The sequence below is a fragment of the Duganella sp. FT27W genome (genome assembly GCF_009295655.1).
GTDB lineage: Bacteria > Pseudomonadota > Gammaproteobacteria > Burkholderiales > Burkholderiaceae_D > Rugamonas > Rugamonas zoogloeoides.
Window position 1 is genome coordinate 694,491 of sequence record NZ_WHIV01000002.1, and the last position, 24,255, is coordinate 718,745.

18 protein-coding genes are annotated in these 24,255 nt (G+C 64.3%); 11 read left to right on the forward strand and 7 right to left on the reverse strand.

Annotated elements, in window-relative coordinates; genetic code table 11:
- Positions 1-21: 21 nt before the first annotated feature.
- The 4 genes from F8197_RS09260 to F8197_RS09275 form a co-directional block, all read right to left on the reverse strand.
- The gene (locus F8197_RS09260) at positions 22-1,422 is read right to left on the reverse strand and encodes an ATP-binding protein (protein ID WP_152881621.1); all 1,401 of its coding nucleotides are present in this window, start codon (positions 1,420-1,422) and stop codon (positions 22-24) included.
- 2 nt (positions 1,423-1,424) lie between these two features.
- Positions 1,425-2,084, reverse strand: a complete 660-nt coding sequence (locus tag F8197_RS09265; RefSeq protein ID WP_019922755.1) for a response regulator transcription factor — start codon at positions 2,082-2,084, stop codon at positions 1,425-1,427.
- A 43-nt stretch (positions 2,085-2,127) separates the two neighbouring features.
- Positions 2,128-3,660, reverse strand: a complete 1,533-nt coding sequence (locus tag F8197_RS09270) for a DegQ family serine endoprotease (RefSeq protein ID WP_152881622.1) — start codon at positions 3,658-3,660, stop codon at positions 2,128-2,130.
- Between the two features lie 195 nt (positions 3,661-3,855).
- Positions 3,856-4,323, reverse strand: a complete 468-nt coding sequence (locus tag F8197_RS09275; RefSeq protein WP_056140563.1) for an Hsp20 family protein — start codon at positions 4,321-4,323, stop codon at positions 3,856-3,858.
- A 212-nt stretch (positions 4,324-4,535) separates the two neighbouring features.
- Here F8197_RS09275 and F8197_RS09280 point away from each other — a divergent pair, with 212 nt between their 5' ends.
- Complete coding sequence (locus F8197_RS09280) at positions 4,536-6,416, forward strand: M61 family metallopeptidase (RefSeq protein ID WP_152881623.1); 1,881 nt, start codon at positions 4,536-4,538, stop codon at positions 6,414-6,416.
- 30 nt (positions 6,417-6,446) lie between these two features.
- Positions 6,447-6,794: a hypothetical protein gene (locus F8197_RS09285; RefSeq protein ID WP_019922759.1), complete on the forward strand. Its 348-nt coding sequence runs from the start codon at positions 6,447-6,449 to the stop codon at positions 6,792-6,794.
- Between the two features lie 59 nt (positions 6,795-6,853).
- Here F8197_RS09285 and F8197_RS09290 read toward each other — a convergent pair whose 3' ends face one another.
- Entirely contained in the window at positions 6,854-7,612 is a 759-nt protein-coding gene (locus tag F8197_RS09290) for a S9 family peptidase (protein ID WP_152881624.1), read from the reverse strand.
- A gap of 247 nt (positions 7,613-7,859) precedes the next feature.
- On the opposite strand from F8197_RS09290, the gene imuA reads away from it, so the two are divergent.
- From imuA to F8197_RS09325, 7 genes are all read left to right on the forward strand, one after another.
- On the forward strand, positions 7,860-8,615 hold the full coding sequence (imuA, locus tag F8197_RS09295; RefSeq protein ID WP_152881625.1) for a translesion DNA synthesis-associated protein ImuA: 756 nt from the start codon (positions 7,860-7,862) through the stop codon (positions 8,613-8,615).
- Positions 8,548-10,017, forward strand: coding sequence for a DNA polymerase Y family protein (locus F8197_RS09300; protein ID WP_227012174.1), 1,470 nt, complete (start codon positions 8,548-8,550; stop codon positions 10,015-10,017). Before imuA ends, F8197_RS09300 begins: the two co-directional genes overlap by 68 nt.
- A 2-nt stretch (positions 10,018-10,019) precedes the next feature.
- A complete protein-coding gene (locus tag F8197_RS09305) occupies positions 10,020-13,172 on the forward strand; it encodes an error-prone DNA polymerase (protein ID WP_152881626.1) in 3,153 nt (1,050 codons plus the stop codon).
- Positions 13,173-13,252: 80 nt separating this feature from the next.
- A complete protein-coding gene (aroQ, locus tag F8197_RS29155) occupies positions 13,253-14,506 on the forward strand; it encodes a gamma subclass chorismate mutase AroQ (RefSeq protein ID WP_152881627.1) in 1,254 nt (417 codons plus the stop codon).
- 9 nt (positions 14,507-14,515) lie between these two features.
- Positions 14,516-15,790 carry a putative Na+/H+ antiporter gene (locus F8197_RS09315; protein ID WP_152881628.1) on the forward strand — a complete coding sequence of 425 codons (1,275 nt, stop codon included), beginning with the start codon at positions 14,516-14,518 and terminating at the stop codon, positions 15,788-15,790.
- A gap of 3 nt (positions 15,791-15,793) precedes the next feature.
- Positions 15,794-16,513, forward strand: coding sequence for a hypothetical protein (locus tag F8197_RS09320; RefSeq protein WP_152881629.1), 720 nt, complete (start codon positions 15,794-15,796; stop codon positions 16,511-16,513).
- Between the two features lie 20 nt (positions 16,514-16,533).
- Positions 16,534-16,920 carry a VOC family protein gene (locus F8197_RS09325; RefSeq protein WP_152881630.1) on the forward strand — a complete coding sequence of 129 codons (387 nt, stop codon included), beginning with the start codon at positions 16,534-16,536 and terminating at the stop codon, positions 16,918-16,920.
- A 39-nt stretch (positions 16,921-16,959) separates the two neighbouring features.
- Here the strand turns inward: F8197_RS09325 and F8197_RS09330 are convergent, their stop codons facing one another.
- Positions 16,960-18,141, reverse strand: a complete 1,182-nt coding sequence (locus tag F8197_RS09330) for a PHB depolymerase family esterase (protein ID WP_227012175.1) — start codon at positions 18,139-18,141, stop codon at positions 16,960-16,962.
- Between the two features lie 51 nt (positions 18,142-18,192).
- A complete protein-coding gene (hrpA, locus tag F8197_RS09335; protein WP_152881631.1) occupies positions 18,193-22,548 on the reverse strand; it encodes an ATP-dependent RNA helicase HrpA in 4,356 nt (1,451 codons plus the stop codon).
- A 54-nt stretch (positions 22,549-22,602) separates the two neighbouring features.
- On the opposite strand from hrpA, the gene argA reads away from it, so the two are divergent.
- On the forward strand, positions 22,603-23,913 hold the full coding sequence (gene argA / locus F8197_RS09340) for an amino-acid N-acetyltransferase (RefSeq protein ID WP_082488672.1): 1,311 nt from the start codon (positions 22,603-22,605) through the stop codon (positions 23,911-23,913).
- Between the two features lie 36 nt (positions 23,914-23,949).
- Complete coding sequence (locus F8197_RS09345; protein ID WP_019922774.1) at positions 23,950-24,222, forward strand: oxidative damage protection protein; 273 nt, start codon at positions 23,950-23,952, stop codon at positions 24,220-24,222.
- Positions 24,223-24,255: the final 33 nt, after the last annotated feature.

Sequence of the window (24,255 nt, forward strand, 5' to 3'; positions counted from 1 at the left end):
TCCGCATATCAAAACGGCATTTTAGACCGGCGTGGGCCTCGCCGTCTCGGGAAAATCGATTTTGATCTTGAGCCCGCCCAGCCGCTCGGAGCTGTCGAGCGTGAGCACGGCGCCATGGCGCTCGGCAATCGACTTGATAATCGCCAATCCCAGGCCGCTGCCGCCGGCCTGGCTGCCGGGCACGCGGTAGAAGCGACTGAACACGCGCTCGCGCTCGTCCGGCGGAATGCCGGGACCGGAATCCTCGACGCTGAGCAGCACGCGGCCCGGCCCGGCCACGCCCTTGACCTTGGCTTCGGCAGGAACGCGGCGCAGCTCGATATCGACGGTGCCGCCAGCCGGCGTGTACTTGATGGCGTTATCGACCAGGTTGCGCATCAGGATGATCAGCGCGTCGGGCTGGCCGTCAACGGCCACATCGTCGGCGTGCTCGAGGCCCAGGTCGATCTGGCGCGCCTGCGCCAGGCCCGCCATGTCGCCCAGGGTGCGCTTGACCAGGTCGGACAGGTTGACGCGATCGAGCCGTACATCATCGACCGAGCCTTCCTGGCGCGCCAGCACCAGCAATTGTTCGACCAGCCGCGTGGCGCGTTCGATGCCGGCCGTGACGCGGCCGATCGCCACGCTGCGCGCCGCGTCGTCCTGCGCCCGTTCCAGGCTCAGCACCTGCAATTTTAACGCGGCCAGCGGCGAGCGCAGCTCGTGTGCGGCGTCGGCCACGAAATGCTGCTGTGCCTCGAAGGCCGTGCGCACGCGCCCGAACAGTAAATTGAGCTCGTGCACCAGCGGCAGCACTTCGTCCGGCAAATCGTTTTCGGACACCGGCGACAAATCATCGGCCTGGCGCGCCGCCACCTGGCGTTTGACCCGCGACACCGGGGCGAGCGAGCCGCTGACCACCCACCAGACTACCAGCATCAGGATCGGCGCCATCACGGCAATCGGCCCCACCGTGCGCAGGGCCAGGGTGCCGGCCATGCGCTGGCGCACCGCCATGTCCATGGCGACCTGCACGGTCTGGTTACTGGTTTGCACCGAGAAAATCCGGTACGTGGTGTTGTTGGCCTTGACGTTGGAAAAGCCGAGCACGGCGCGCTGCGGCAGCGCCGCCCGCGATAGCGAGCGGAACACTTGCGCGCCGTCCGGGGTCCACACCTGCACCACCAGGTCGTCGTTGCCGGGATCGGGCGAGGCGTCGGCGGCCTTGTTGGTGAGCGTGGCGCTCGAGCGCAGCGACATCGCCATTTGCTGCATGTGGTAATCGAAAATCTGGTCGGCGTCGCTGAGCGCGCTGCGGTAGGCAATCGCCGCCTGGGCAATCGCCGCCATGGTGATGGCTGCCAGCAGGAACCACAGCAAGCGTCCGCGCAGCGAGTGCGTGACCACCGGCACCCGTGGCATCGGCGGCAGCTTCACCTTCATTCTCATAGCTTGGGCACCATGTAGCCAAGGCCGCGCACATTCTGGATCAGTTCGGCGCCGAGCTTCTTGCGCAGGCCGTGGATATACACTTCCACCGCGTTGCTGTTGACTTCATCCTTCCAGCTGTACAGCTTTTCTTCCAGCTGGTGGCGCGACAGCACGATGCCGGGGCGAGCGATCAAGGCCTCGAGCACGGCCCATTCGCGCGCCGACAGGCTCACCTGCTTGCCATCGGCCAGCACTTCGCGGGTTTGCGGATTGACGCTGACGCCGCCGTGCTCGAACACCGGCTCGGCGCGACCGGCAGACCGGCGCAGCAAGGCACGGATGCGCGCCAGCAGTTCGTCGAGGTCGTACGGCTTGAGCACGTAGTCGTCGGCGCCGGCATCGAGGCCGGCAATGCGTTGTTCCTTGGCGTCGCGCGCAGTGGCCACCAGCACCGGCGTAAGTTCCTTGCGCGCGCGCATCGAGCGCAGCACTTCGAGGCCATCCTTGCGCGGCAAACCGAGGTCGAGCAACACCAGGTCGTAGGTTTGGGTTTGCAGCGCGGTGTCGGCCATGTCGCCGTCCTTGACCCAGTCCACGGCGTAGTGCTCGGCGCGCAGGAGGTCGAGCACTACTTCGCCGATCATGGTGTCATCTTCTACCAGCAGAAGTCGCATGGTGTGTTCCTTTTCTTGTTGTTGGTGCGTTCTGCAGGCCGGGTTAACCCAGGCGCACGGGAATAAAGATTGTATCGCCGCCACGCTGTATCAGCAACGCCACAGACTTGCCGGACTTGTCGACCACCTGGCGCACCTGGTCCACGTTGCTGACCGCGTAACCATTTACCGACAGCAGCACGTCGCCCGGTTGCACGCCTGCGCTTTGCGCGGCGCCGCCGGCGTCTTCGATCAAGAGGCCGTTGGGGATGCCGCTATCGCGGCGCTCGTTGGGGTCCAGCGGACGCAGCGACAATCCGAGCTTGCTGCTGGCCTGCTCGGCACGCTCGCTGGTCGGCGACACGGCAGCGACTTTGTCGGTCAGATTACCGAGCTTGGCATCGAGCGCAATCAGCTTGCCCTGGCGCCAGACTTCCAGCTTGACGGTGCTGCCCGGCCTGGTCAGGCCGACCATCGCCGGCAAGTCGATCGAACTGACGATTTTCTTGCCGTTCATGCTGCGCACCACGTCGCCGGCTTTCAGGCCGGCCTTGTCGGCGGGACCGCCACGCTCGACATTGGCCACCAGCGCGCCTTCGGGCGTGGCCAGCTTGAACGAATCGGCAATATCCTGGCCCACTTCCTGCACCGTCACGCCCAGCTTGGCGTGTTCGACCTTGCCGGTGGCGACGATCTGGTTGGCAACCGTAGTCGCCACTTCGATCGGGATCGCAAACGACAGGCCCTGGTAGCCGCCGGTCTGGCTGTAAATCTGCGAGTTGATACCAACCACTTCGCCACGGGCATTGAACAGCGGGCCGCCCGAGTTGCCGGGGTTGACGGCCACGTCGGTCTGAATGAACGGCACGTACTGGTCGTCGGGCAAGGTGCGGCCCTTGGCGCTGACCACGCCGGCGGTGACCGTGTTATCGAGGCCGTATGGCGAACCGATTGCCAGCACCCATTCGCCCACTTTGACGTTATCGGCCTTGGCCAGCGGCACGACGGGCAGGTTCTTGGCGTCGATCTTCAGCACGGCGACGTCGGTTTTCGGGTCGGAACCAAGCACCTTGGCGCGGAATTCGCGGCGGTCGGTCAGTTTGACCGTTACTTCACGCGCATCGCGCACCACGTGGGCATTGGTCAGGATAATGCCGTCAGAGCTGATGATGAAACCGGAACCCATGCCGTGGGTAGGCACTTCGCGCTGGCCACCACGAGGCCCCTGCCCCTGGAAGCGGCGGAAAAATTCCAGGAACGGGTCGTCGCCAAACGCTTCGGCACGGCCTTGCCCTTGTCCCTGGCCATCGTAGGAAGCCTTGGTGCTGCCGCGCACGTCGATATTGACCACCGCCGGACCGTTGTTGGCAGCAACCACCGAAAAGTCGGGCAGGGAGATGGACGGCGCGGCCACTGCGGCCGGCGCGCCGGCATTGGCCGACGGCGGCGCCGTGACTGCCGCTACCGGCGTGCCGGCAGCAACCGCGTTGCTCTGCTTGACGGCGACTGCGCCACCGGCGCCGATGGCAGCCACGATGGCCAGCGCGGCAACAGTGCGTTTGAAGGTTTTCGATCCGGTTGAGGTAGTCTGGGACATGTTGCACTCCTGAATTGAACTAGGATTTTAGATGTATTCAATATGAGGCAAAAAACTTAGACCCTACTTAATCAAATTTCCACCGAAACATATGCTTACAACAGTGCTGACGGCGGATGCGGGTCAGGGAGGATCCGTAAACGCACCACTGGCCGGATCAACCGGCCAGTGGGGTCTTACCTCGAAATCAAGCGCTTACGCGGCCTGGCGTTGCTCCAGGGCAGTCACGTTTTCGCTGCCGCTTTGACCATCGATGACGATTTTACGTGGCTTGAGCGCTTCGGGCACCTCGCGCACCAGTTCGATGGTGAGCATGCCGTTGTCGAAGCTGGCGCCGGTCACCTTGACGTGGGTGGCCAGCTGGAAGCGCTGTTCGAAGTCGCGCGCGGCGATGCCACGGTGCAGGTAGGTGCGCTCGGTGGCGTCCTTCTGCTTGCGGCCAACGACGTGCAGCGAATCGCGCTCGAAGGTGATGTCGATCTCGTCGCGGCTGAAGCCGGCCAGCGCCATCACGATGCGGTACTGGTCATCGGACACGAGTTCGATGTTGTAAGGAGGATAGCTGGGCGACGAATCGGCGCGCTGGGCGTCGTTGAGCATTTGGGCCAGGCGATCGAAGCCGATGGCGGAACGGTACAGCGGGGTCAGGTCGAAAGTACGCATAATAAATATCCTTGTCAAATTAAGCGATAAATGAAGTCCCGTCGGAAGCGTTCCTCGGGGCCGGTGGTCCCCTGCTGGGCAACCACTGAGTACGATATAGGGTGGTGGTCGCTGGCTTTCAAGAGCTTTTTTTGCGATTTTTTTTGCGGTTTTTTCCAACTGCCCCTGCGTGCTAAACTCTTTCTCTTGTTCAATCACGATCCGAGTCCTTCATGCCTTTCACCCGTGCCGTACTTGCCGTCCTGCTCGCTACTACCTTCAGCGCCCAGGCCGACACGATTTCCGAACAGCCTTACCCGGGCACCATCGTCCTCAAAGTGGACGCCTCCAATACGGCACAACAAATCTTCCGCGTCCGCCAGACCATTCCGGCCAAGCCCGGCAAGCTGACCTTGCTGTACCCGCAATGGGTGGTGGCCAATCACGGCCCCAGCGGCGCGCTGAACCAGTTTGCCGGTCTCAAAGCGAGCGCGAACGGCAAGCCGCTCGACTGGCGCCGCGACCCGCTCAACGTCTGGGCCTTCACGGTTGACGTGCCGGCCGACGCCAATGCGATCGACATCGAATTCCAGTACCTGTCGCCGGTGGAAGCGAGCCAGGGCCGCACCACGTTTACCAACGACATCCTCGGCGTGCAGTGGCAGTCGCTGGCGATTTACCCGGCCGGCTACCGCAGCCGCAACATCACGATCCAGCCCAACCTGACCGTGCCACCGGGCTGGCAGTTCGGCACCGCGCTGGAAACGGCCGCGCGCAACGGCGACGAGATCGCCTTCAAGCCGCTCGACTTCGAAACCTTCCTCGATTCGCCGCTGTTCGCAGGCCGTTATTTCCGCCGCATCGACCTCGATCCGGGCGCAAAAATCCCGGTACATTTGAACGTGGTGGCCGACAGCCCGGAACAGCTCGAAGCGACGCCGGAACAGATCGCCCCGCACCGCGCGCTGATCCAGCAATCGTATAAACTGTTTAACTCGAAACACTATAAGCACTACGATTTCCTGTTCGCCATCAGCGACGAATTCGGCGGCATCGGCCGCGAGCACCACCAGTCGAGCGAGAACGGCGTCAAGGCCGGCTACTTCACCGACTGGAACAAGTGGGAAGCGCGCCGTGAACTGCTGCCGCACGAATTTGCCCACTCGTGGAACGGCAAGTTCCGCCGCCCAGCCGGCCAAGACGTGCCCAACTTCAACACTCCGCTCGACAACTCGCTGCTGTGGGTGTACGAGGGTCAAACCCAGTACTGGGGCGCCGTCCTTGCGGCCCGCTCGGGCCTGATCAAGCCGGAAAACACGCGCGACCTGCTGGCCGCATCGGCCGCCCGCCTCGACAACGTGCGTGGCCGCAGCTGGCGCGCGGTGCAGGACACCACGTACGATCCGATCATCAATGCCCGCCGCCCGCAAGTATGGAACAACTGGCAACGCGGCGAGGACTACTACCAGGAAGGCCAGCTGATCTGGTTAGATGCCGACACGCTGATCCGCGAACTGTCGGGCGGCAAGCGCTCGCTCAACGATTTCGCGCGCGGCTTCTTCGGCGTCGATGACGGCGTCAACGTCGCCAAGCACTACACGTTCGACGACGTGGTGGCTGCCCTGAACGCCGTGCAGCCGCACGACTGGGCCACCTTCCTGCGCAGCCGCGTGGAAAGCCACGGTCCGGGCGCGCCGCTCGACGGCCTCACGCGCGCCGGCTGGAAACTGGTCTATACCGACAAGCAGACGCCGTTCCTGAAAGCCCAGGAAGACCTGAGCAAGTCGGCCAACTTCCAGTACTCGCTCGGCTTCTCGGTGGGCGCCGAAGGCAAGCTCGAATCGTTCATCTGGGAAGGCATCGGCTTCAAGGCTGGCCTGTCGGGCAACTCGACCTTGCTGGCGGTCAATGGCCGCGCCTACAAGCCCGAGGTGCTGCGCGCGGCGATCACGGCCGCCAAGGACAGCAAGGAGCCGATCCAGCTGCTGGTGAAAAAGGGCAACCTGTACACCACGTATGCGATCGACTACCACGACGGTTTGAAGTACCCGCGCCTGGAACGGATCAAGGGCACGCCTGACCGCCTGGAAGCAATTCTGCAGCCGTTGAAGTAAGATGGCTCAACGCCCAAACCTGAGGACACTATGAGCAATAACACTGATATCCAATTGAGCGGCCCTTTCAAGGCTACCGACGGCGCCGGCCGTGCCCACGACGCCAAGGCGATCCGTATCTTCGATGAAGGTTATGGCGCAATCGACGTCTACGTGGACTTTGCCGGTTCGGTCAGTGGCCTGCACAAGGACAAGTCCCTGATCGACGCCGTGGTGGCGCAACTGCGCACGGTCGGCTACAAGGGCCCGGCCCTCACCGCCGGCGACCCGGTGCTGCAGGAAGGCAAACTGCTGGTGCTGGAAGCACCGGACGAGTTCAACACCTTTGCCGCTGGCAAGGGCTGGAAGGATTTGGCCGAGGAATTTGGCGACGAGTAGTTCTCAATCGCTGGCTGAAATCCATCATTCCGGCGCAGGCCGGAATCCGGTTTTTCAGCCTATGCCAGATAGCGGCGGCTCCACGCCGCTATCAAGTCCGCCACATACACCGCATCCTCGCGCCGGGTCAGCAAATGGTCGGCGGTATCGAGCGACACGAAACTTTTCGGGTGCCTGGCGGCAGTCACAATTTCCATGGCATTGGCCACCGGCACGGTATCGTCGCCCGGTGCGTGCATCACCAGCAAAGCGCGCTTCAAGCCCGCAATCTTCGGTTTCAACGCATACCCTTCGGCATCGTCGAAAAACTGGCGCTTGATGCGGAATGGCCGTCCGGCCAGCGGCACCATGGCCTCCCCTTCCTGCCTGATCAGTTCCAGGTACTTGCTGCCGAACAGGCTGGGCATATGGGTCGGATCGCTGGGCGAACCGATCGTCACCACCGCCGTGGCCTCCGCGATCTGCCCGGCCGCCGCCAGCATGGCCGTGCCGCCCAGGCTATGGCCGATCAACAACTGCGGCGCCTCATGGTGCGTGCGCAAAAAATCGGCAGCGGCCACCAGGTCGGCCACATTCGAAGAAAAATTGGTATCGGCAAAATCGCCCTCGCTGCCACCGAGGCCCGTAAAATCGAACCGCAGCACGGCGATGCCATGCCCAGCCAACGCTTGCGCCAGCCGGTGCGCGCCAATCGCATCCTTGCCGCAGGTAAAGCAATGGGCAAACAGCGCGTACGCGCGAATGTCACCATCGGGCGCATCGAGCTTGGCGGCCAGCTTGAGGCCGTTGGAGATAAATTCCTGTCTTTGAGAACGCATGCAAACTCCTGCAACTTCGATGAAGGCGTACTCTGACGCATAAGTGGCGGCGGGACAAGTCCAGCGTTCACCATTACCAACCTTCGGGTATCTCGCAAACACCGCAACAAAATCGACCTTGCACCTCAACGCTAACGCAGATTATACTGTACATGCATACAGTATCAATTTACCAACTCGTTTTGTGCGCCCATGTGCACAAGTTTATTTTTACCTTTTACGTTCGTTCTCGACCACCCGTGCAGCCATGCTTACGCCACCGCTCCCCATCACCGCCGCAGCCGCGCAGGCTGGCCGCCTGGCCATGCGCGATGTGTGGCGTGCCAGCGAGTTGGCCATTTCGCGCTCCACCACTTGCAGCACCGGGCACGACCGGCTCGATCGCGAACTGCCCAACCAGGGCTGGCCACGCTCGGCGCTGATCGAGCTGCTGGTGCAGCAACACGGCATCGGCGAAATGCAATTATTAAAACCCGTGCTGGCCAGCCTGGCCGCGCGCCAGCGCGTGGCGCTGGTGCAGCCGCCTTATTTGCCGCACGCCATGGCGTGCCGGGCCTGGCAGGTCAACGACCGCAACCTGCTGTGGCTTAAACCTGCCAGCAGTGCCGATGCGCTGTGGGCGGCCGAACAAATTCTCAAGAACGGCTCGTGCGGCGCGGTGCTGCTGTGGCAGGCCAATGTACGGCCCGAAGCGCTGCGCCGGCTCAACCTGGCCGCGCAAAGCACCGATACCTGGCTGTGGCTGCTGCGACCGATCGCGGCGGCAGCCGACGCTTCGCCGTCGCCGCTGCGCATGACCTTGCGCCCGGCCGCTGGCGGCGTTTCGGTGGACATTATCAAGCGCAAGGGTCCCCATTGCGAGCAACCTTTTTTCATTCCCCTCGGCGATATGCCGGTACCGCTGCATATCCCCCTGCAACCTGTCCCCCACGATCATGAAACTGATGTTAAGCGTCCACCTGCCGTTGTTGCCGCTCGAAGCGCAACGACCGTGCTGGTCTGAGCCGGCGCCCATGGTCGTCGTCGAGCACGGCCTGGTGCTGACCATGTCGCGCCAGGCCGCGCAGGCCGGCGTGCGCCTTGGGATGCGCGGCGGCGGCGTGGCGGCCATTGCGCCCCAGACCATCCTGCTCGACCGCGCGGCCGACAAGGAAGACCTGGCACTGGAAGCGATTGCCACCGCCTTGATGCAATACACGCCCGACATCACGTACCAATCCGACTGGTCGCTGCTGCTGGACGTGAGCGCCAGCCTCACGCTGTTCAAGGGCCCGCATGCGTTGTGCCTGCGCGTGCTGCGCAGCGTGGCAGCGCTCGGCTTCACGCTGCAACTGGGCGCCGCTCCCACGGCCGAGGGCGCCTGGCTGCTGGCGCGCAACGAGCGGCGCAAGGACCAGCCCAAGGGGCGCCGGGTGGCGTCGATGGAACGCCTGCAACAGCGCCTCAACCAGCTGCCGTGCGAGCTGATCCCGGCCGCCGCACCGTTTCATGGCTGGCTCACCGACATCGGCGCGCGCGACCTGGGCGCCTTGCGCCGGCTGCCGCGCGCAGGGCTGCTGCGGCGCACCGATAAAGACTTATTGGCCGCGCTCGACCGCGCCTATGGCGAGGCGCCGGAAATGTTCGAGTGGATCAAGCCACCGTTGCAATTTTGCGCGCGCATCGAAACCTTCGAACGCGTCGAGCATGCCGACGCCTTGCTGCACGGAGCGTCGAGCCTGATCCTGCAACTGGTGGGCTGGCTTACCGCCATGCAGCAGGCAGTGCGCGCGTTCACGCTATACCTCGAACACGAGCGCGGCCGGGCAGCAATAACACCTACGGCGCTCGAGATCATGCTGGCCGAACCGGCATGGCACGAGTCGCACCTGGTGCGCCTGCTCAAGGAGCGCCTCGGCAAGGTGGAACTGCACGCGCCGGTGATCGCGCTGCGGCTCGAAGCAGTCAAGATCGAAGCCATGCTGCCACCCAATGCGTCGCTGTTTCCCGAACCGGGCGGCACGCCGCAGGACTATCACCGGCTGCTCGAACTGCTCACCGCGCGCCTCGGCGCCGACAACGTGCTCACGCCCGCCACCGTGGACGACTACCGCCCCGAAATCTGCAACACCTGGCTGCCGGCCACGGCCAGGCGCCCCAAGCCGCAACTGGAGGAAGTGTTTGACGGCCGGCCGTTCTGGCTGCTGCCGAAACCGATCGCGCTGCTGATGCGCGACAACCGGCCGTTTTACGGCAGCGCCCTCAAAATCCTCTCCGGCCCCGAGCGGCTGGAGGCCGGCTGGTGGAACGATCAAACCGCCGCCCGCGACTATTTCGTCGCCCAGGGCAGCGACGCCAGTTGCTACTGGATCTATCTCGAACGCACCACCGATGCGCGCTGGTTTTTGCATGGGCTGTATGCCTGACCATGGAGACCACGCCCGCCCCTGTGATCCTGCCCGACTACGCGGAACTGCAAGTGTTCAGCAATTTCAGCTTCCTGCGCGGCGCCTCGCCGCCCGAGCAGCTGGTGCAGCGCGCCCACCAGCTTGGCTACAGCGCGATCGCCATCACCGACGAATGCAGCCTGGCCGGCGTGGTGCGCGCCCACGTGGCGGCCAAGGAATGCGGCCTGCACCTGGTAATCGGCAGCCAGATGGCAATTACGCCCGAGGACGGCAGCCCGCCGTTCAACCTGATCATCATCGCCACCAACAAGAACGGCTACGGCAACTTGAGCGAACTGATCACCGTGGGCCGCATGCGCGCCGACAAGGGTACGTATCTGGTGCGCCCGCGCGACATCGCCCAGCCCGTTGGCGACCTCGTGCATTTGCGTGGCCTGCCCGATTGCCAGTTCATCCTGGCGCCGCGCTACTGTGCGCCATACGAGGAGGTGGAGCGGCACGCGCAATGGCTGCTGCACAACGCCCCGGGCCGGGTGCGCATCGCGCTCACGCTGCACCACCGCACGCGCGACGCAATGCACCGGCGCATGATCGAGGGCATTTCCGAAGAATTCGCCATCCCGGTAGTGGCCACCGGCGACGTCTGCATGCACCTGCGCTCGTACAAGCCCTTGCAGGACACCATGACGGCGATCCACCACGGCATTCCGGTGGCGCAGTGCGGCTACAAGCTGGCGCCCAATGCCGAGCAACATTTGCGTTCGCGCGTGCGCCTCGGCAACCTGTACCCGCGCGCGGCGCTGGACGAAACCGTGCGGCTGGCGCGCCAATGTCAATTTTCGCTCGACGAGCTGCGCTACGAATACCCGCACGAGCTGGTGCCGGACGGCGAAACGCCCACCAGCTACCTGCGCAAGGAAGCGTATGTCGGCGCCCACTGGCGCTACCCGCACGGTATCCCTGCCAATGTGCAGGCATCGCTCGAACGCGAGCTCGACATCATCGCCGACCTGCAATACGAAGCCTATTTTTTGACCGTGTACGACATCGTGCGCTTTGCCCGCACGCAGCAGATCCTGTGCCAGGGGCGCGGCTCGGCCGCCAACTCGGCCGTGTGTTATTGCCTCGGTGTGACCGAGGTCGATCCGTCACGCGGCACCTTGCTGTTCGAGCGTTTTTTGTCAAAAGAGCGCAACGAGCCGCCCGACATCGACGTCGACTTCGAACACCAGCGCCGCGAAGAAGTGCTGCAATACGTGTACAACAAGTACGGCCGCATGCGCGCGGCGCTGACCGCCGTGGTCATCTCGTACCGGCCCAGGAGCGTGCTGCGCGACGTGGGCAAGGCGCTTGGCGTCGATCTGACGGTGGTGGACAAGGTGGCCAAGGCCTCGCACAGCTGGGGCGGCCGTGCCGACCTCGAACAGCGTCTGCTCGACTGCGGCTTCGACACCAGCTCGCCGGTCGTGGAAAAATGGAACTACCTGGCCGACCTGCTGATGCACTTTCCGCGCCACCTGAGCCAGCACCCGGGCGGCTTCGTCATCTCGCACACCAAGCTGTGCCGCCTGGTGCCGATCGAGAACGCCGCCATGGCAGACCGCAGCATCGTGCAGTGGGACAAGGACGATCTTGATGCGGTCGGTCTGATGAAAGTGGACTTGCTGGCGCTGGGCATGCTCAGCTGCATCCGCCGCACGCTCGATCTCGTGTCCGAGCGGCGCGGCCAGCGTTTCGAGATGGGCGACATTCCGGCCGAAGACCCGGCCACCTACGAGATGATCTGCCAGGCCGACACCATCGGCGTATTCCAGATCGAATCACGCGCGCAGATGTCGATGCTGCCGCGCCTGCGGCCGCAAACTTTTTATGACCTGGTGATCGAAGTGGCGATCGTGCGGCCGGGGCCGATCCAGGGCGACATGATCCACCCGTATTTGCGGCGGCGGCAGGATATCGATCCGGTGTCGTATCACAGTGAAGCGATCAAAGGCGTACTCGAGAGAACCCTGGGCATTCCGATTTTCCAGGAGCAGGTAATGCAGATCGCCATCGTGGCCGGCGGCTTTACACCGGGCGAAGCCGATGAGCTGCGGCGCGCCATGGCGGCGTGGAAGCGCAAGGGTGGCTTGCAACCATTCAAGGACAAGCTCAAGGCTGGCATGGACGCGCGCGGCTATCCGCCCGAGTTTGCGGAAACCATCTTCAACCAGATCAAGGGCTTCGCCGAATACGGTTTCCCCGAATCGCATGCATCGTCCTTTGCGCTGCTAGCCTACGTCTCGAGCTGGCTCAAATGCCACGAACCGGCGGCCTTTCTGGCCGCCCTGCTCAACTCGCAGCCGATGGGCTTTTACTCGCGTTCGGCGCTGGTGCAGGATGCGCGCCGCCATGGCGTCGAAGTGTATGCGGTCGATGTGGCCGTGAGCACCTGGGAAGCAGCGCTCGAACCTGCTGCCGATGGGATGCCAGCCGTGCGCTTGGGTCTCAACAACGTCGACGGTATGGAGAAAGACGCCGCCTGGCGCATCGAAGAAGCGCGCGCGGTGGCGCCGTTTGCCGACACGTCCGACCTGGCCGCACGCGCCGGCCTCGATGCGCGCCAGATGACGCACCTGGCCAGCGCCAACGCCCTCGCCTCGCTGGCCGGCCACCGCCGCCAGGCCATGTGGCAAGCCGCCTCAAGCGTGCCCGACAAGGGCCTGCTGCGCCCGGCCACCGTGGTGGAAGAAGCGATCGAACTCGAAGCGCCATCGGCTGCCGAAAGCGTGGTGGCCGACTATCGCCACCTGGGCCTCACGCTGGGCCGGCACCCGGTCTCGTTCCTGCGCGAGCGCCTGTACAAGATGCGCTTCACACCCTCGGATGTGCTGATGGGGTTTACCAACGGCCAACTGGCGCGCGGCTGCGGCATTGTCACCGTGCGCCAGCGGCCGGGTACGGCCAAGGGCGTGGTGTTCATCACACTGGAAGACGAGGCCGGCACCGTCAACGTGATCTGCTGGAAAAGCCTGGTGGAACAGCAACGCCGCGAAGTGATGGGCGCGCAACTGCTGGGCGTGTACGGCGTGTGGCAAACCGAAAACAATGTGCGCCACCTGGTCGCCAAGCGCCTGGTAGACCTGTCCCACCTGCTGGGCGCACTCGACACGCGGTCGCGCGATTTTCATTGAGGGCGACACACCCGCAGCGCACCGAGTGCGGTACCATACCGGTTGGAAAATTTAATCAAATACCAACCTCCGGACACGTCTTGAAGCACGCCCCCAAATTCCTGCTCTGCCTGCTGCTGGCTGCCACGACCGGCGCTGTATCGGCAGGACCGGCGCAGCAGCTGGCCGGCATTATCGCCAGCGGCGAACTGCGCGTGGGCACGCCTGCCGATTACAAGCCCTATACGTATCGACTGGGCCAGAGCAGTGCATACCTCGGGCTCGATATCGACCTGGCGGCCGGGCTGGCCAGGCGCCTCGGTGTCAAGCTCACCATCGTCCCCACCAGCTGGCCTACTTTGCTGGCCGACTGGAATGCCGACAAGTTCGACATCGCCGTGGGCGGCATTTCCATCACGCCGGAGCGCCAGCAACATGGCCTGTTTTCGATCCCGTACCAGCGCGACGGCAAGACCCCGATCACGCGCTGCGAAAATGAGCAACGCTTCCAGACGCTGGCGCAGATCAACCAGCCGGACGTGCGCCTGATCGTCAACCCGGGCGGCACCAACGAACGCTTTGCCCGCAGCCATGCGCCGCGTGCACAACTGACGGTCTACCCGGACAATGTGACCATCTTCGGCCAGATCGTCGCCGGCAAAGCCGACCTGATGATGACCGACGCCATGGAAACCCGGCTGCAACAACGCCTGCACCCTCAACTGTGTGCAGTGCACCCGGAAGCGCCGTTCGACAGCGCCGACAAGGCCATGCTGCTGCCGCACGACCCGGCTTTCAAAGCCGTGGTGGACCAATGGTTGCAGGAACGTCTCGCCAGCGGCGCGCTGCAACAGGATGTCGAACACTGGCTGGCGTTCCCGTGGACGCTGGAACCGTTGCGCCAGGCCATCGACCAGCGCCTGCTGCTGGCTGAACCGGTCGCGCGCGCCAAGTGGAACAAGCAGGCGCCAATCGAAGACCTGCCGCGCGAGGCACTGGTGATTGCTGCCGCCGTCGAGCAAGGCCGCGCGCTCGGTTTGCCGGCGGACCGGGTGGAAGCGGTGTTTCACGCCCAGATCGAAGCCTCCAAAACAGTGCAGCGCGAGCTGTATGCACGCTGGAGCGCCCAGCACGCCGGCCGCTTCGCCGACGCCCCCGACCTGGCCGCCGAGATCCGTCCCAAACTCGACCTGATCACTACCCAACTGCTGGCGGCGCTGGCTGCCAACCAGGCCATTCTTGCAGACGCCACGCGCTGCAACGAGGTCGCGCAAGCGCTGCGCACGCTCGACGCCACCGCAATGAGTCCCGCCGCCGCACGGCAAGCGCTGGCGCCACTAATCATCAACAACTAAGGTTCTCTTTTGCAAAATATCGAACTCATCGGCGCAATCCTGTTCGCGCTGGCCCTGCTCCACACGTTTGCCGCGAAATCGTTCGAGGTGCTGGCGCACCGCCATCCGCGCCACGCTGGCTTGTTCCACCTGCTGGGCGAAGTGGAGGTGGTGTTCGGCTTCTGGGCGTTTGTCCTGATCGTGTTCATGGCGCTGACCAACGGCGGCCAGGCCGCCATCGCGTATGCCGAATCGCGCCACTACACCGAGCCGCTGTTCGTGTTCACGGTAATGGTGGTGGCCGCCTCGCGCCCGGTGCTCGAGGCCGTTCAGCAGCTATTGCTGGCGTTCTCGCACAAGCTGCCGGTACGCACCGAGCTGGCGCTGGCCTGGTTGGGCCTGGCGCTGGTGCCGCTGGCCGGCTCGCTGATCACGGAACCTGCTGCGATGACCCTAGCGGCGCTGATGCTCGCACCGCTGGTGTTCCGCCGTGGTATGCCGGAACCGCTCAAGTACGCCGCGCTGGGCGTGCTGTTCGTCAACGTCTCCATCGGCGGCACCCTGACGTCGTACGCGGCGCCGCCGGTGCTGATGGTGGCCGCCACCTGGCAGTGGGATAGCGCCTTCATGGCCAGCACCTTCGGCTGGAAGGCGGTGATCGCGGTAGTGATCAACGCGACCGTGGTAAGCATGCTGCTGCGCCCGCACCTGCGCGGCAAGGCGGCCAATGACGACAGCATCACGGCCACCACCGCTACCGGCAAGGCGCCGCCGGTGCCGCTGGCGGTCACGCTGATCCACCTGGCTTTCCTGGCCGGCGTGGTCGTGTTCGGCCACCACCCGGTGCTGTTCCTGGGCCTGTTCATGCTGTTCCTCGGTTTTACGTCCGCGTACCAGCGCTACCAGTCGCCGCTGATCATCAAGGAGGCGCTGCTGGTCGGCTTCTTCCTGGCCGGGCTGGTGGTACTCGGCGGCATGCAGCAATGGTGGTTGCAGCCGATCGTCGAGAGTCTGTCGCCGCTGGCCCTGTTCTTCGGCGCCACGGCCTTGACGGCGATCACCGACAACGCCGCCCTCACCTACCTCGGCTCGCTGATCGACGGCATCTCGCCGCAGGCGCAATACATGTTGATGGCAGGGGCCGTGACCGGCGGCGGCCTGACCGTGATCGCCAACGCACCCAACCCGGCCGGCGTGGCGCTGCTGCGGCGCGGCTTCAACGACGAGTCGATCGGCATGGCGGGGCTGCTGCTGGGCGCGCTGGCGCCAACCGCAGTAGCTGCTGCCGCCTTCCTGCTGCTCTAGGCAATGTCCAGCCGGGCCTGGGGCGCCAGCGCCGCGATCCTGATCCAGTGCCTGACGCTGTGGCTGTTCCTGGCGCCGGGGCGCAAGGTGCAACCTGCGGCGCAAGGCGCGCGCTCCTCGATCCTGATGCTGCTGACGCTGCCCAATGCGGCGCCGCCAAAAGCCGCGCTGCGTCCCGCACCGACGGTGGCCGCAGCGCCACTGCGCAGCCCGCCAGTCGCCGTCGCACCGCTGCGGCGCCCCACGGTCCCACCTGCCAGCATCACACCAGCTCCAGCCGACCGCGCACCGGCGCCGGCGCCAGCAGTGCCCACCAACGCGACAACCTCGGCGCTGCCAGACACCAGCCCACCGGACCCGTTTGCCATCAGCCAGGCGCCTACCGAGCGCAACGCGCACACCATCATCACCCAGGCCAAGCGCGACCTGCCGCGCATCGACAAGGAAATCCTCGGCAAGGCCAAGGGTGTACCGGACGACCGGCCCGAGACACTGGAAGAGCGCCTGGCGCGCGGCATTGCCGGCGCGTACGTGGGAAGCGACACGGCCGAAACCATACACCGCTACACCGCGCCGGACGGTGTGGGCTACACTAGAATCACCAAAGGTCCGCATACAACGTGCTACCGGAGCCGCACCGCCGACTTCAACGCGGTATTCGGCACCAGCAAAACATGGACGCCGACCAAATGCCCGCCCGCCAACAGCGGCTGGACCAGGTAATCACAATACAGGAGGATGGCATGAAACGCGTCACCGGCATCGGCGGTATCTTCTTCCACGCAAAAGACCCGGTCGCCTTGCGCGCCTGGTACCAGCGCCACCTCGGCATCGACGTCCAGACCTGGGGCGGCGCCGCCTTCACCTGGACCGACGACGCGGGACAACCGACCGGTGGCAGCACCATCTGGTCGATCAATGCGGCAGATGGCGCACCGTTTGCGCCGGGCCAGGCGTCGTTCATGGTCAATTACCGGGTGGACGATCTCGATGCGCTGCTTGCCGTGCTGCGCGACGAAGGCTGCCAGGTGCTCGACAAGGCCGACGACTCGGACTACGGAAAATTCGGCTGGGTGATCGACCCCGAGGGTAACAAGGTCGAACTGTGGCAGCCGCCGCACGGGCAATAGGCACCAGCCGCTCATGGGCTGCCGGGCAGGCTCCAGGCTTTAGCCGCGCCGATGCCGCGCGAAAAATTCCAGCATCATGCGGGTGGCGTCCGGGCCGGCCTTGGCGTTGAATTTTAATGCCGGGTCGCCGCCGCTCCAGGCGTGGTCGAGGGCGTCGATGCGGGCCACGTGCAGCAGCAATTTGCGGCCGTCGTAAAAATCGTCAATGCGATGGGCGTTGTGCCGGGCGTTGCTGCCTTGCGCCTTGTGCGTAATTTTCGCCGGTGCGTCAGGCGCCAGGCCATTGAAGGCCAGCCCCTGGCGGGCCAGTTGAACCTGGTTGATCGGACGCACCACGCTGTCGCCCTCGCCCGCAATCAAGATCGTGGGCATGCCGGGAAAACGCGCGTGGCGGGCCAGCACTTCGCGCACGGCCAGGTCGGCGCGCAGGGCGGCGCCATGTTGCATCACGCCCAGCGCGCCCATCGTGCTGTGACCGGCGCCGAACACGGGGCCGGAGTGCAAGCCTACGGCAGCAAACAGTTGCGGGTGATTCAGTGCGAGGATATTGGCCATGCCGGCGCCAGCCGAAATCCCGGCGACATACACGCGCGAGCGGTCGATCGCATACGCGCCCGCCACCTTATCGATCATGGCGACGATAGTGGGAACGTCGCCGCCGCCCTCCTGCGTGGCGCGGTCGTACCATTTCCAGCAGCGCTGGGACTGGTTGCTGACCAGTTGTTGCGGGTACAACACGGCGTACCCCTTGCGCTCGGCCCACTGGTTCATGCGCGTGCCCTGGGCGAACTGGGTGGCGGTCTGGTGGCAGCCATGCAGCATGACGATCAGCGGCAGGCCTTGGGCTATTGCTTCCTCGGGGACGTTCTGCGGAAGGTACAGCCAAAAGCTCATGCGGCGGGTGTTGGCGCTTTCGACGTGGGACGTGAGCCATTTGCCGGGCGCGATGTTGCTGCTGGCCGGTGGTGGCGTGACTCTGCCGGGCGAGGACCGGGAGGTCGATGCTGCTGGCTTTGAAGTCGATGCTGGCGGCTTTGCGGACGAAGGCGCCGGCCTGGGCGATGCAGTGGACGATGAAGCCGCCGGCTTGGCGCGGGCCTTGCGCCTGGGCGGCGCCGGCGTCAGCATCGCCGTCATCAGCTTGTTGACGGCAGCGCCCTGGCGCGCGGTCTTGATCGACGTGCGCATCAGGCTGCGGAATAAACCAGCGGCTTTCTTCATCGAACCTCCTGTAGTCTCCCAGTCTAAGCGGAAACCACCTGCGCACGATCATTACCGTTGCATCGATTCCCACACTTTTTGCAGCCGCTTCACCGACACCGGCATCGGCGTGCGCAGTTCCTGGGCAAAGAGCGATACCCGCAACTCTTCCAGCATCCAGCGGAACTCGACCAGTTTCGGGTCGGTATTCTTGCCGGCGCTCTTGTCGCGGTGCAGGCGCTGGTATGGCGTGGCGGCCAGTTGCCAGTCGGCCATGAGCTTGGCGTCGCGGGCGGGATCGGCGCGCAGCTTTTCGATGCGCACGTTCATCGCCTTCAGGTAGCGCGGAAAGTGTGACAGCTGGCTGTAGTCGTTGTCGGACAGGAAGCGCTTATGTACCAGGCCCTGCAACTGGCCCTGCATATCGGTTGCCGCTGCCTGCGGCAAGCCTTGCAGGCGCTTGGGCAGGCCGTGGAACTCGGTCAGCACTTGCGACAGCAGGCGCGCCACTTCGTTGACCAGCAGCACCAGGCGCGACTTGCCTTCGTCCTTGCGTTTGGTGAAACTGGCAGCATCGGTCGGCAACGGATCTTGCAGGCAGGCGATGTCGAGCGCCTTGTTGATGATCTCGTCGCGCAGTTCTTCCTGCGTGCCCATGGCCATGTATTGCATGCCCATTTGCTGCAGGTTCGGGATGCTTTTCTCGATGAACTTGATTTGATCCTTCATCTGCAGCGCGAACAGGCGGCGCAGGCCCTGGCGGTGGGTGCGCGCTGCCACGGTCGGGTCGTCGAAGACTTCGAGGTCGCAGTGGGTACGCTTGTCCACCAGCGCGGGGAAGCCGATCAGCGTCAGTTTGCCTTGCGGGATTTCGAGCAGTTCGGGCAGTTCGCCAAAGGTCCAGTTGCTGAGGTTGGTCAGGTTGGACGGTTCGGCAGCGTCCACGCCACCGTGTGGCGCCGCACCGGTGCCCCCCTTGCCGCCCGTCGCAGTGACGGGCGCCGCAGCACCTGCCTTGCCGCCGGCGGCTGGCCTGGCGCCGCTGGCCGGCTGGGCAGCCGACAGCGCGGCGGATGTTACCGTGGTGCCCGACGTCTCCGCCATCTTCTGGAAACTCTCGCGCGCCTGCATGCCGAAATCGGCTTGCAAGGTGGCCAGGTTGCGGCCCATGTCCAGTTGGCGGCCGTGCTCGTCGATCACCTTGAAATTCATGAAGTGGTGGGCGGGCAAGGTTTCCGGCTTGAAGTCGGTGGTCAGCACGGCAATCGTCAGTTGCTTGCGGATGTCGGCAATGACGGCGTCCACCAGGTCGCCACGGCCGAACACGCCCGCTTCGTGCACGCGCTCGCAGAATTTCGCCGCGTAGTCGGGCAGCGGCACGCAGTGGCGGCGCAGCTTTTGCGGCAGGGACTTGAGCAGCAGGTGCACTTTTTCCTTGAGCATGCCCGGCACCAGCCATTCGCAGCGCTCGCGCGGCAACTGGTTCAGTGCGTACAGCGGCACGGCCAGGGTCACGCCGTCACGCACGCTGCCCGGTTCGAAGTGGTATGTCAGGCCCAGCTCGAGGCCAGTGACCGACATGATCTTCGGGAACAGCTCGGTGGTAACGCCAGCCGCTTCGTGGCGCATCAGTTCGTCGCGGTTGAGGTACAGCAGCCGTGGCTCGGCGGCGGTGGCGTCCTTGTGCCATTTTTCGAAACCGGCGCCGTTGACCACGTCGGCCGGAATCAGCTTGTCGTAAAACGCTGCGATCAGTTCATCATCGACCAGCACGTCCAAGCGGCGCGACTTGTGTTCGAGGTTTTCGATGTCCTTGATCAGCTTGTGGTTGTGGGCGAAAAACGGCGCGCGCGTGTCGTAATCGCCACCGACCAGCGCGTCGCGAATGAAGATTTCGCGGGCCTCGGTCGGGTTGAAAGCGCCGTAGTTGATGCGGCGCTGGCTGTACACGACCAGCCCGTACAGCGTGGCGCGTTCGGACGCCGTCACCTGCGCCGAGCGCTTTTCCCAGCGCGGCTCGCCCCACGATTTTTTCAAGAGGTGGCCGCCCACTTTTTCCAGCCATTCCGGCTCGATGCGGGCCACGCAGCGCGCGTAAAGGCGCGTGGTATCGACCAGTTCGGCCGCCATGATCCACTTGCCCGGTTTTTTCAGCAGCGACGATCCCGGCCAGATATGGAACTTGATGCCGCGTGCGCCGAGATACCCGGCGCCCGGCTCGTCCTCGCTCTTGAAGCCGATATTGCCGAGCAAACCGGTCAGCAGCGCCAGGTGCAGGTTCTCGTACGTGGCCGGCAATTCGTTGATGCGCCAGCCCTGCTCCTTGACCAGCGTGACCAGTTGCGAATGGACGTCGCGCCACTCGCGCAGGCGCAGCTGCGACAGGAAGTTGGTGCGGCAGTTGTCCATCAACTGCCGGTTGGTTTTCTTGTGCTCGATGGCGTTTTCGAACCAGCGCCAGATTTTCAGGTAGCTGAGGAATTCGGATTTTTCATCGGCGAATTTTTTATGCGCTTCGTCGGCCGCCTGCTGGTGTTCCATCGGGCGGTCGCGAGGATCTTGCACCGACAGCGCGGACGCGATGATCAGTACTTCGCTCAGGCACACGTTATCGAGGGCGGCGAGGATCATGCGGCCGACGCGCGGGTCGAGCGGCAGCTTGGCCAGCTTCTGGCCCAGTGGCGTCAACTGGTTGTATTCATCGACGGCACCGAGTTCCTGCAGCAGCTGGTAGCCGTCGGCAATCGCGCGCGCCAGCGGCGGCTCGATGAACGGGAAGCTTTCCACGTCGGTCAAATGCAGCGACTTCATGCGCAGGATGACGGACGCCAGCGACGAGCGCAGGATTTCCGGCTCGGTGAACTTGGGCCGCAGCAGGTAATCCTGCTCGTCGTACAGGCGGATACACACGCCATCGGCCACGCGGCCGCAACGGCCGGCGCGCTGGTTGGCGGCCGACTGCGCGATCGGCTCGATCTGCAGCTGCTCGACCTTGTTGCGGTAGCTATAGCGTTTGACGCGGGCCAAACCGGCATCGACCACGTAGCGGATGCCGGGCACGGTCAGCGACGTCTCGGCCACGTTGGTGGCCAGCACGATGCGGCGCGCATTGCTCACCTTGAACACGCGCTCCTGTTCTTCCGCCGACAACCGCGCGAAGAGCGGCAGGATTTCCACGTGCGGCGGATGGTGCTTGCGCAGCGCTTCGGCGGTGTCGCGGATTTCGCGTTCGCCGGGCAAAAAGACCAGCACGTCGCCGGAACCGAGGCGCGCCAGTTCATCGACCGCATCGACCACCGCATCCATCAGGTCGCGCTTTTCGCGCGCGGCGGCCGTGCGCTGGCCACGGCCTTCGGCGTTGGCAATCGCCGTGGCGTTGCCGCCCGGGTTGGCCTTGTTGGGCACATCGCTGTCGATCGGCCGGTAGCGCACTTCCACCGCGTACAGCCGGCCCGACACTTCGATCACCGGCGCCGGCTTCTCTGGCGTGCCGAAGTGGCGCGAAAAGCGGTCGGCATCGATGGTGGCCGACGTGATGATGATCTTTAAATCCGGGCGGCGCGGCAGCAACTGCTTGAGGTAACCGAGCAGGAAGTCGATGTTCAGGCTGCGTTCGTGCGCCTCGTCGATGATGATGGTGTCGTAGGCTTTTAATAACGGATCGGTCTGGGTTTCGGCCAGCAGGATACCGTCGGTCATCAGCTTGACCGACGCGCCCTTTTGCAGGGTATCGGCAAAACGCACCTTGAAACCCACGTGCTGGCCTAGCGGCGAATTGAGTTCGGCGGCAATCCGCTTGGCGGTGGACGACGCGGCGATCCGGCGCGGCTGGGTGTGGCCGATCAGCCCCTTTTGGCCACGGCCCAGTTCCAGGCAGATTTTCGGCAGCTGGGTGGTTTTACCGGACCCGGTCTCGCCGGAAACGATGATCACCTGGTTCGCCTGCAAGGCGGCGGCGATCTCGTGGCGGCGGCCCGAGACGGGCAAATCTTCGGGGAAGGTGATCGGCGGCAGCGGCGTACGGAAATTGCGCTCGGCCTCGCGCGCCTCGCGTGCGGCTTCGCGGGCGGCCTGCTCTTCCGGTGTCAGGCGCGCGCGCGACGCATTCTTGCCGTCGCCCTCCGCCCTGGTGGACGGACTACCGCCAGGCGCACCGCGGCCACGGCCGTCGTTGCCAGCAGCGGGACGCCGTTGGGACGTGCGATCACCCGGACCTTCGATGCCAGCAGCCGGGCGCTGTTGCGGCGCGCCCTTGCCGCGCGGCGCCCCGCCCGGGTTCGGGACCTTTGCCGGCACCGGCTCCGTCCTGACAGCGACTACGCCTTTTAATGCCTCGGCAAACGGGCTGGCGGGGGCTTGCGGGCGGCGGTCTTGCGGGCCACGGAGTGTATTGGGGGGGCTTTTGGGCTTGTTGCTGGCTTCTGACATTGTTTTTTACAAGTATAGGGTGCGGAATTCGCGCACCGAATTATAATGCCGGTAATGGAAAACCCTACCCAATTCGTCCAATGGCTGCGTTCAGTCGCGCCCTACATCCACGCCTTCCGCGGCAAGACCTTCGTGGTGGCCTTTCCCGGTGAACTCGTTTCCGCCGGCGCCCTGCAGGTGCTGGCCCACGATCTGTCGCTGCTGCACGCGCTCGACATCAATGTGACCGTGGTCTATGGCTCGCGCCCGCAGGTGGCCGAGCAGTTAGCCCTGCGCAACGTCGAAGGGCGCTTCCACAACGGCGTGCGCATCACCGATACGGCCGCCATGGAGTGCGCCAAGGAAGCAGCCGGCGAGCTGCGCCTCGATATCGAGGCCGCATTCAGCCAGGGGTTACCCAATACGCCGATGTCGAATGCGGCCATCCGTATCATTTCCGGCAACTTCATCACGGCCCGTCCGCTGGGCGTGATTGACGGCGTGGACCTGGAACTGACGGGCGTCACACGCAAGGTCGATGCCGAAACCATCCATTCCATCCTCGGGTCCGACGGCCTGGTGCTGCTGTCGCCACTGGGCTTCTCGCCCACCGGCGAGGCATTCAACCTGACCATGGAAGACGTGGCCTGCAGCGCGGCAATTGCCCTGCATGCCGACAAGCTGGTGTTCATCACCGAAACGCCGATGATGACCGACGCCGGCGGCACCGAAATCCGTGAACTGTCGTCGCACATGGCCGAAGCCGTGCTCGACGCCGGCTTCCTCGACGACGCCACCGCGTTTTACCTGCGCCACTGCATCAAGGCGTGCGACAACGGCGTGGAACGCTCGCACATCGTGCCGTTCGCGATGGACGGCTCGGCCCTGCTCGAACTGTTCACCCACGATGGCGTGGGCACCATGATCTCGCACGAAAACCTCGAATCGCTGCGCAAGGCGACGATCGAGGACGTGGGCGGCATCATCAAGCTGATCGAACCGCTGGAAGCGGACGGCACCCTGGTCAAGCGCGGCCGCGAGCTGATCGAGCGCGAAATCGACTACTTCTCGGTTATCGAGCACGATGGCGTGATCTTCGGCTGTGCGGCGCTGTACCCTTTCCCGGAACACAAGATGGCCGAAATGGCATGTTTGACGGTAAACCCCGAAGTGCAGGCCCAGGGCGACGGCGAACGCATTTTGAAACACATGGAAAACCGCGCACGCGCGCTGGGCGTGACCAAGCTGTTCGTGCTCACCACGCGCACGTCGCACTGGTTCCAGAAGCGCGGCTTCGTGCCGGCCACGGTCGATGCGCTACCGAAGGATCGCCAGCACATGTATAACTGGCAGCGCAAATCCCAGGTCCTCATTAAATCTTTATAATGACGTCTTTACGTTACAGCTTTAGGAGCAAGACAGATGGCCCGCACCGTACATTGCATTAAACTCAACAAAGAAGCCGAGGGCATGGATTTCCCACCAGTTCCTGGCGAAATGGGCAAGAAGATCTACGAGTCGGTTTCGAAAGAAGCGTGGGCCGCGTGGATGAAGCACCAGACCATGCTGGTCAACGAAAACCGCCTGAACCTGGCCGACCTGCGCGCCCGTAAATACCTGGCGCAGCAGATGGAAAAACATTTCTTCGGCGACGGCGCCGATGCGGCGATGGGCTACGTGCCACCGACCGAGTAACTCCGGATGCTGGCCGCCGAGGCGGCCAGCAAA

Bases quoted from the DNA above. Each gene is read 5' to 3' on its own strand.
- F8197_RS09260 (WP_152881621.1), bottom strand. From the start codon at position 1,422: ATGAAGGTGAAGCTGCCGCCGATGCCACGGGTGCCGGTGGTCACGCAC.
- F8197_RS09270 (WP_152881622.1), bottom strand. From the start codon at position 3,660: ATGTCCCAGACTACCTCAACCGGATCGAAAACCTTCAAACGCACTGTT.
- F8197_RS09305 (WP_152881626.1), top strand. From the start codon at position 10,020: ATGGAGACCACGCCCGCCCCTGTGATCCTGCCCGACTACGCGGAACTG.
- F8197_RS09285 (WP_019922759.1), top strand. From the start codon at position 6,447: ATGAGCAATAACACTGATATCCAATTGAGCGGCCCTTTCAAGGCTACC.
- F8197_RS09280 (WP_152881623.1), top strand. From the start codon at position 4,536: ATGCCTTTCACCCGTGCCGTACTTGCCGTCCTGCTCGCTACTACCTTC.
- argA (WP_082488672.1), top strand. From the start codon at position 22,603: ATGGAAAACCCTACCCAATTCGTCCAATGGCTGCGTTCAGTCGCGCCC.
- F8197_RS09300 (WP_227012174.1), top strand. From the start codon at position 8,548: ATGAAACTGATGTTAAGCGTCCACCTGCCGTTGTTGCCGCTCGAAGCG.
- F8197_RS09325 (WP_152881630.1), top strand. From the start codon at position 16,534: ATGAAACGCGTCACCGGCATCGGCGGTATCTTCTTCCACGCAAAAGAC.
- F8197_RS09275 (WP_056140563.1), bottom strand. From the start codon at position 4,323: ATGCGTACTTTCGACCTGACCCCGCTGTACCGTTCCGCCATCGGCTTC.
- F8197_RS09345 (WP_019922774.1), top strand. From the start codon at position 23,950: ATGGCCCGCACCGTACATTGCATTAAACTCAACAAAGAAGCCGAGGGC.
- F8197_RS09290 (WP_152881624.1), bottom strand. From the start codon at position 7,612: ATGCGTTCTCAAAGACAGGAATTTATCTCCAACGGCCTCAAGCTGGCC.
- imuA (WP_152881625.1), top strand. From the start codon at position 7,860: ATGCTTACGCCACCGCTCCCCATCACCGCCGCAGCCGCGCAGGCTGGC.
- F8197_RS09265 (WP_019922755.1), bottom strand. From the start codon at position 2,084: ATGCGACTTCTGCTGGTAGAAGATGACACCATGATCGGCGAAGTAGTG.
- hrpA (WP_152881631.1), bottom strand. From the start codon at position 22,548: ATGTCAGAAGCCAGCAACAAGCCCAAAAGCCCCCCCAATACACTCCGT.
- F8197_RS09330 (WP_227012175.1), bottom strand. From the start codon at position 18,141: ATGAAGAAAGCCGCTGGTTTATTCCGCAGCCTGATGCGCACGTCGATC.
- F8197_RS09320 (WP_152881629.1), top strand. From the start codon at position 15,794: ATGTCCAGCCGGGCCTGGGGCGCCAGCGCCGCGATCCTGATCCAGTGC.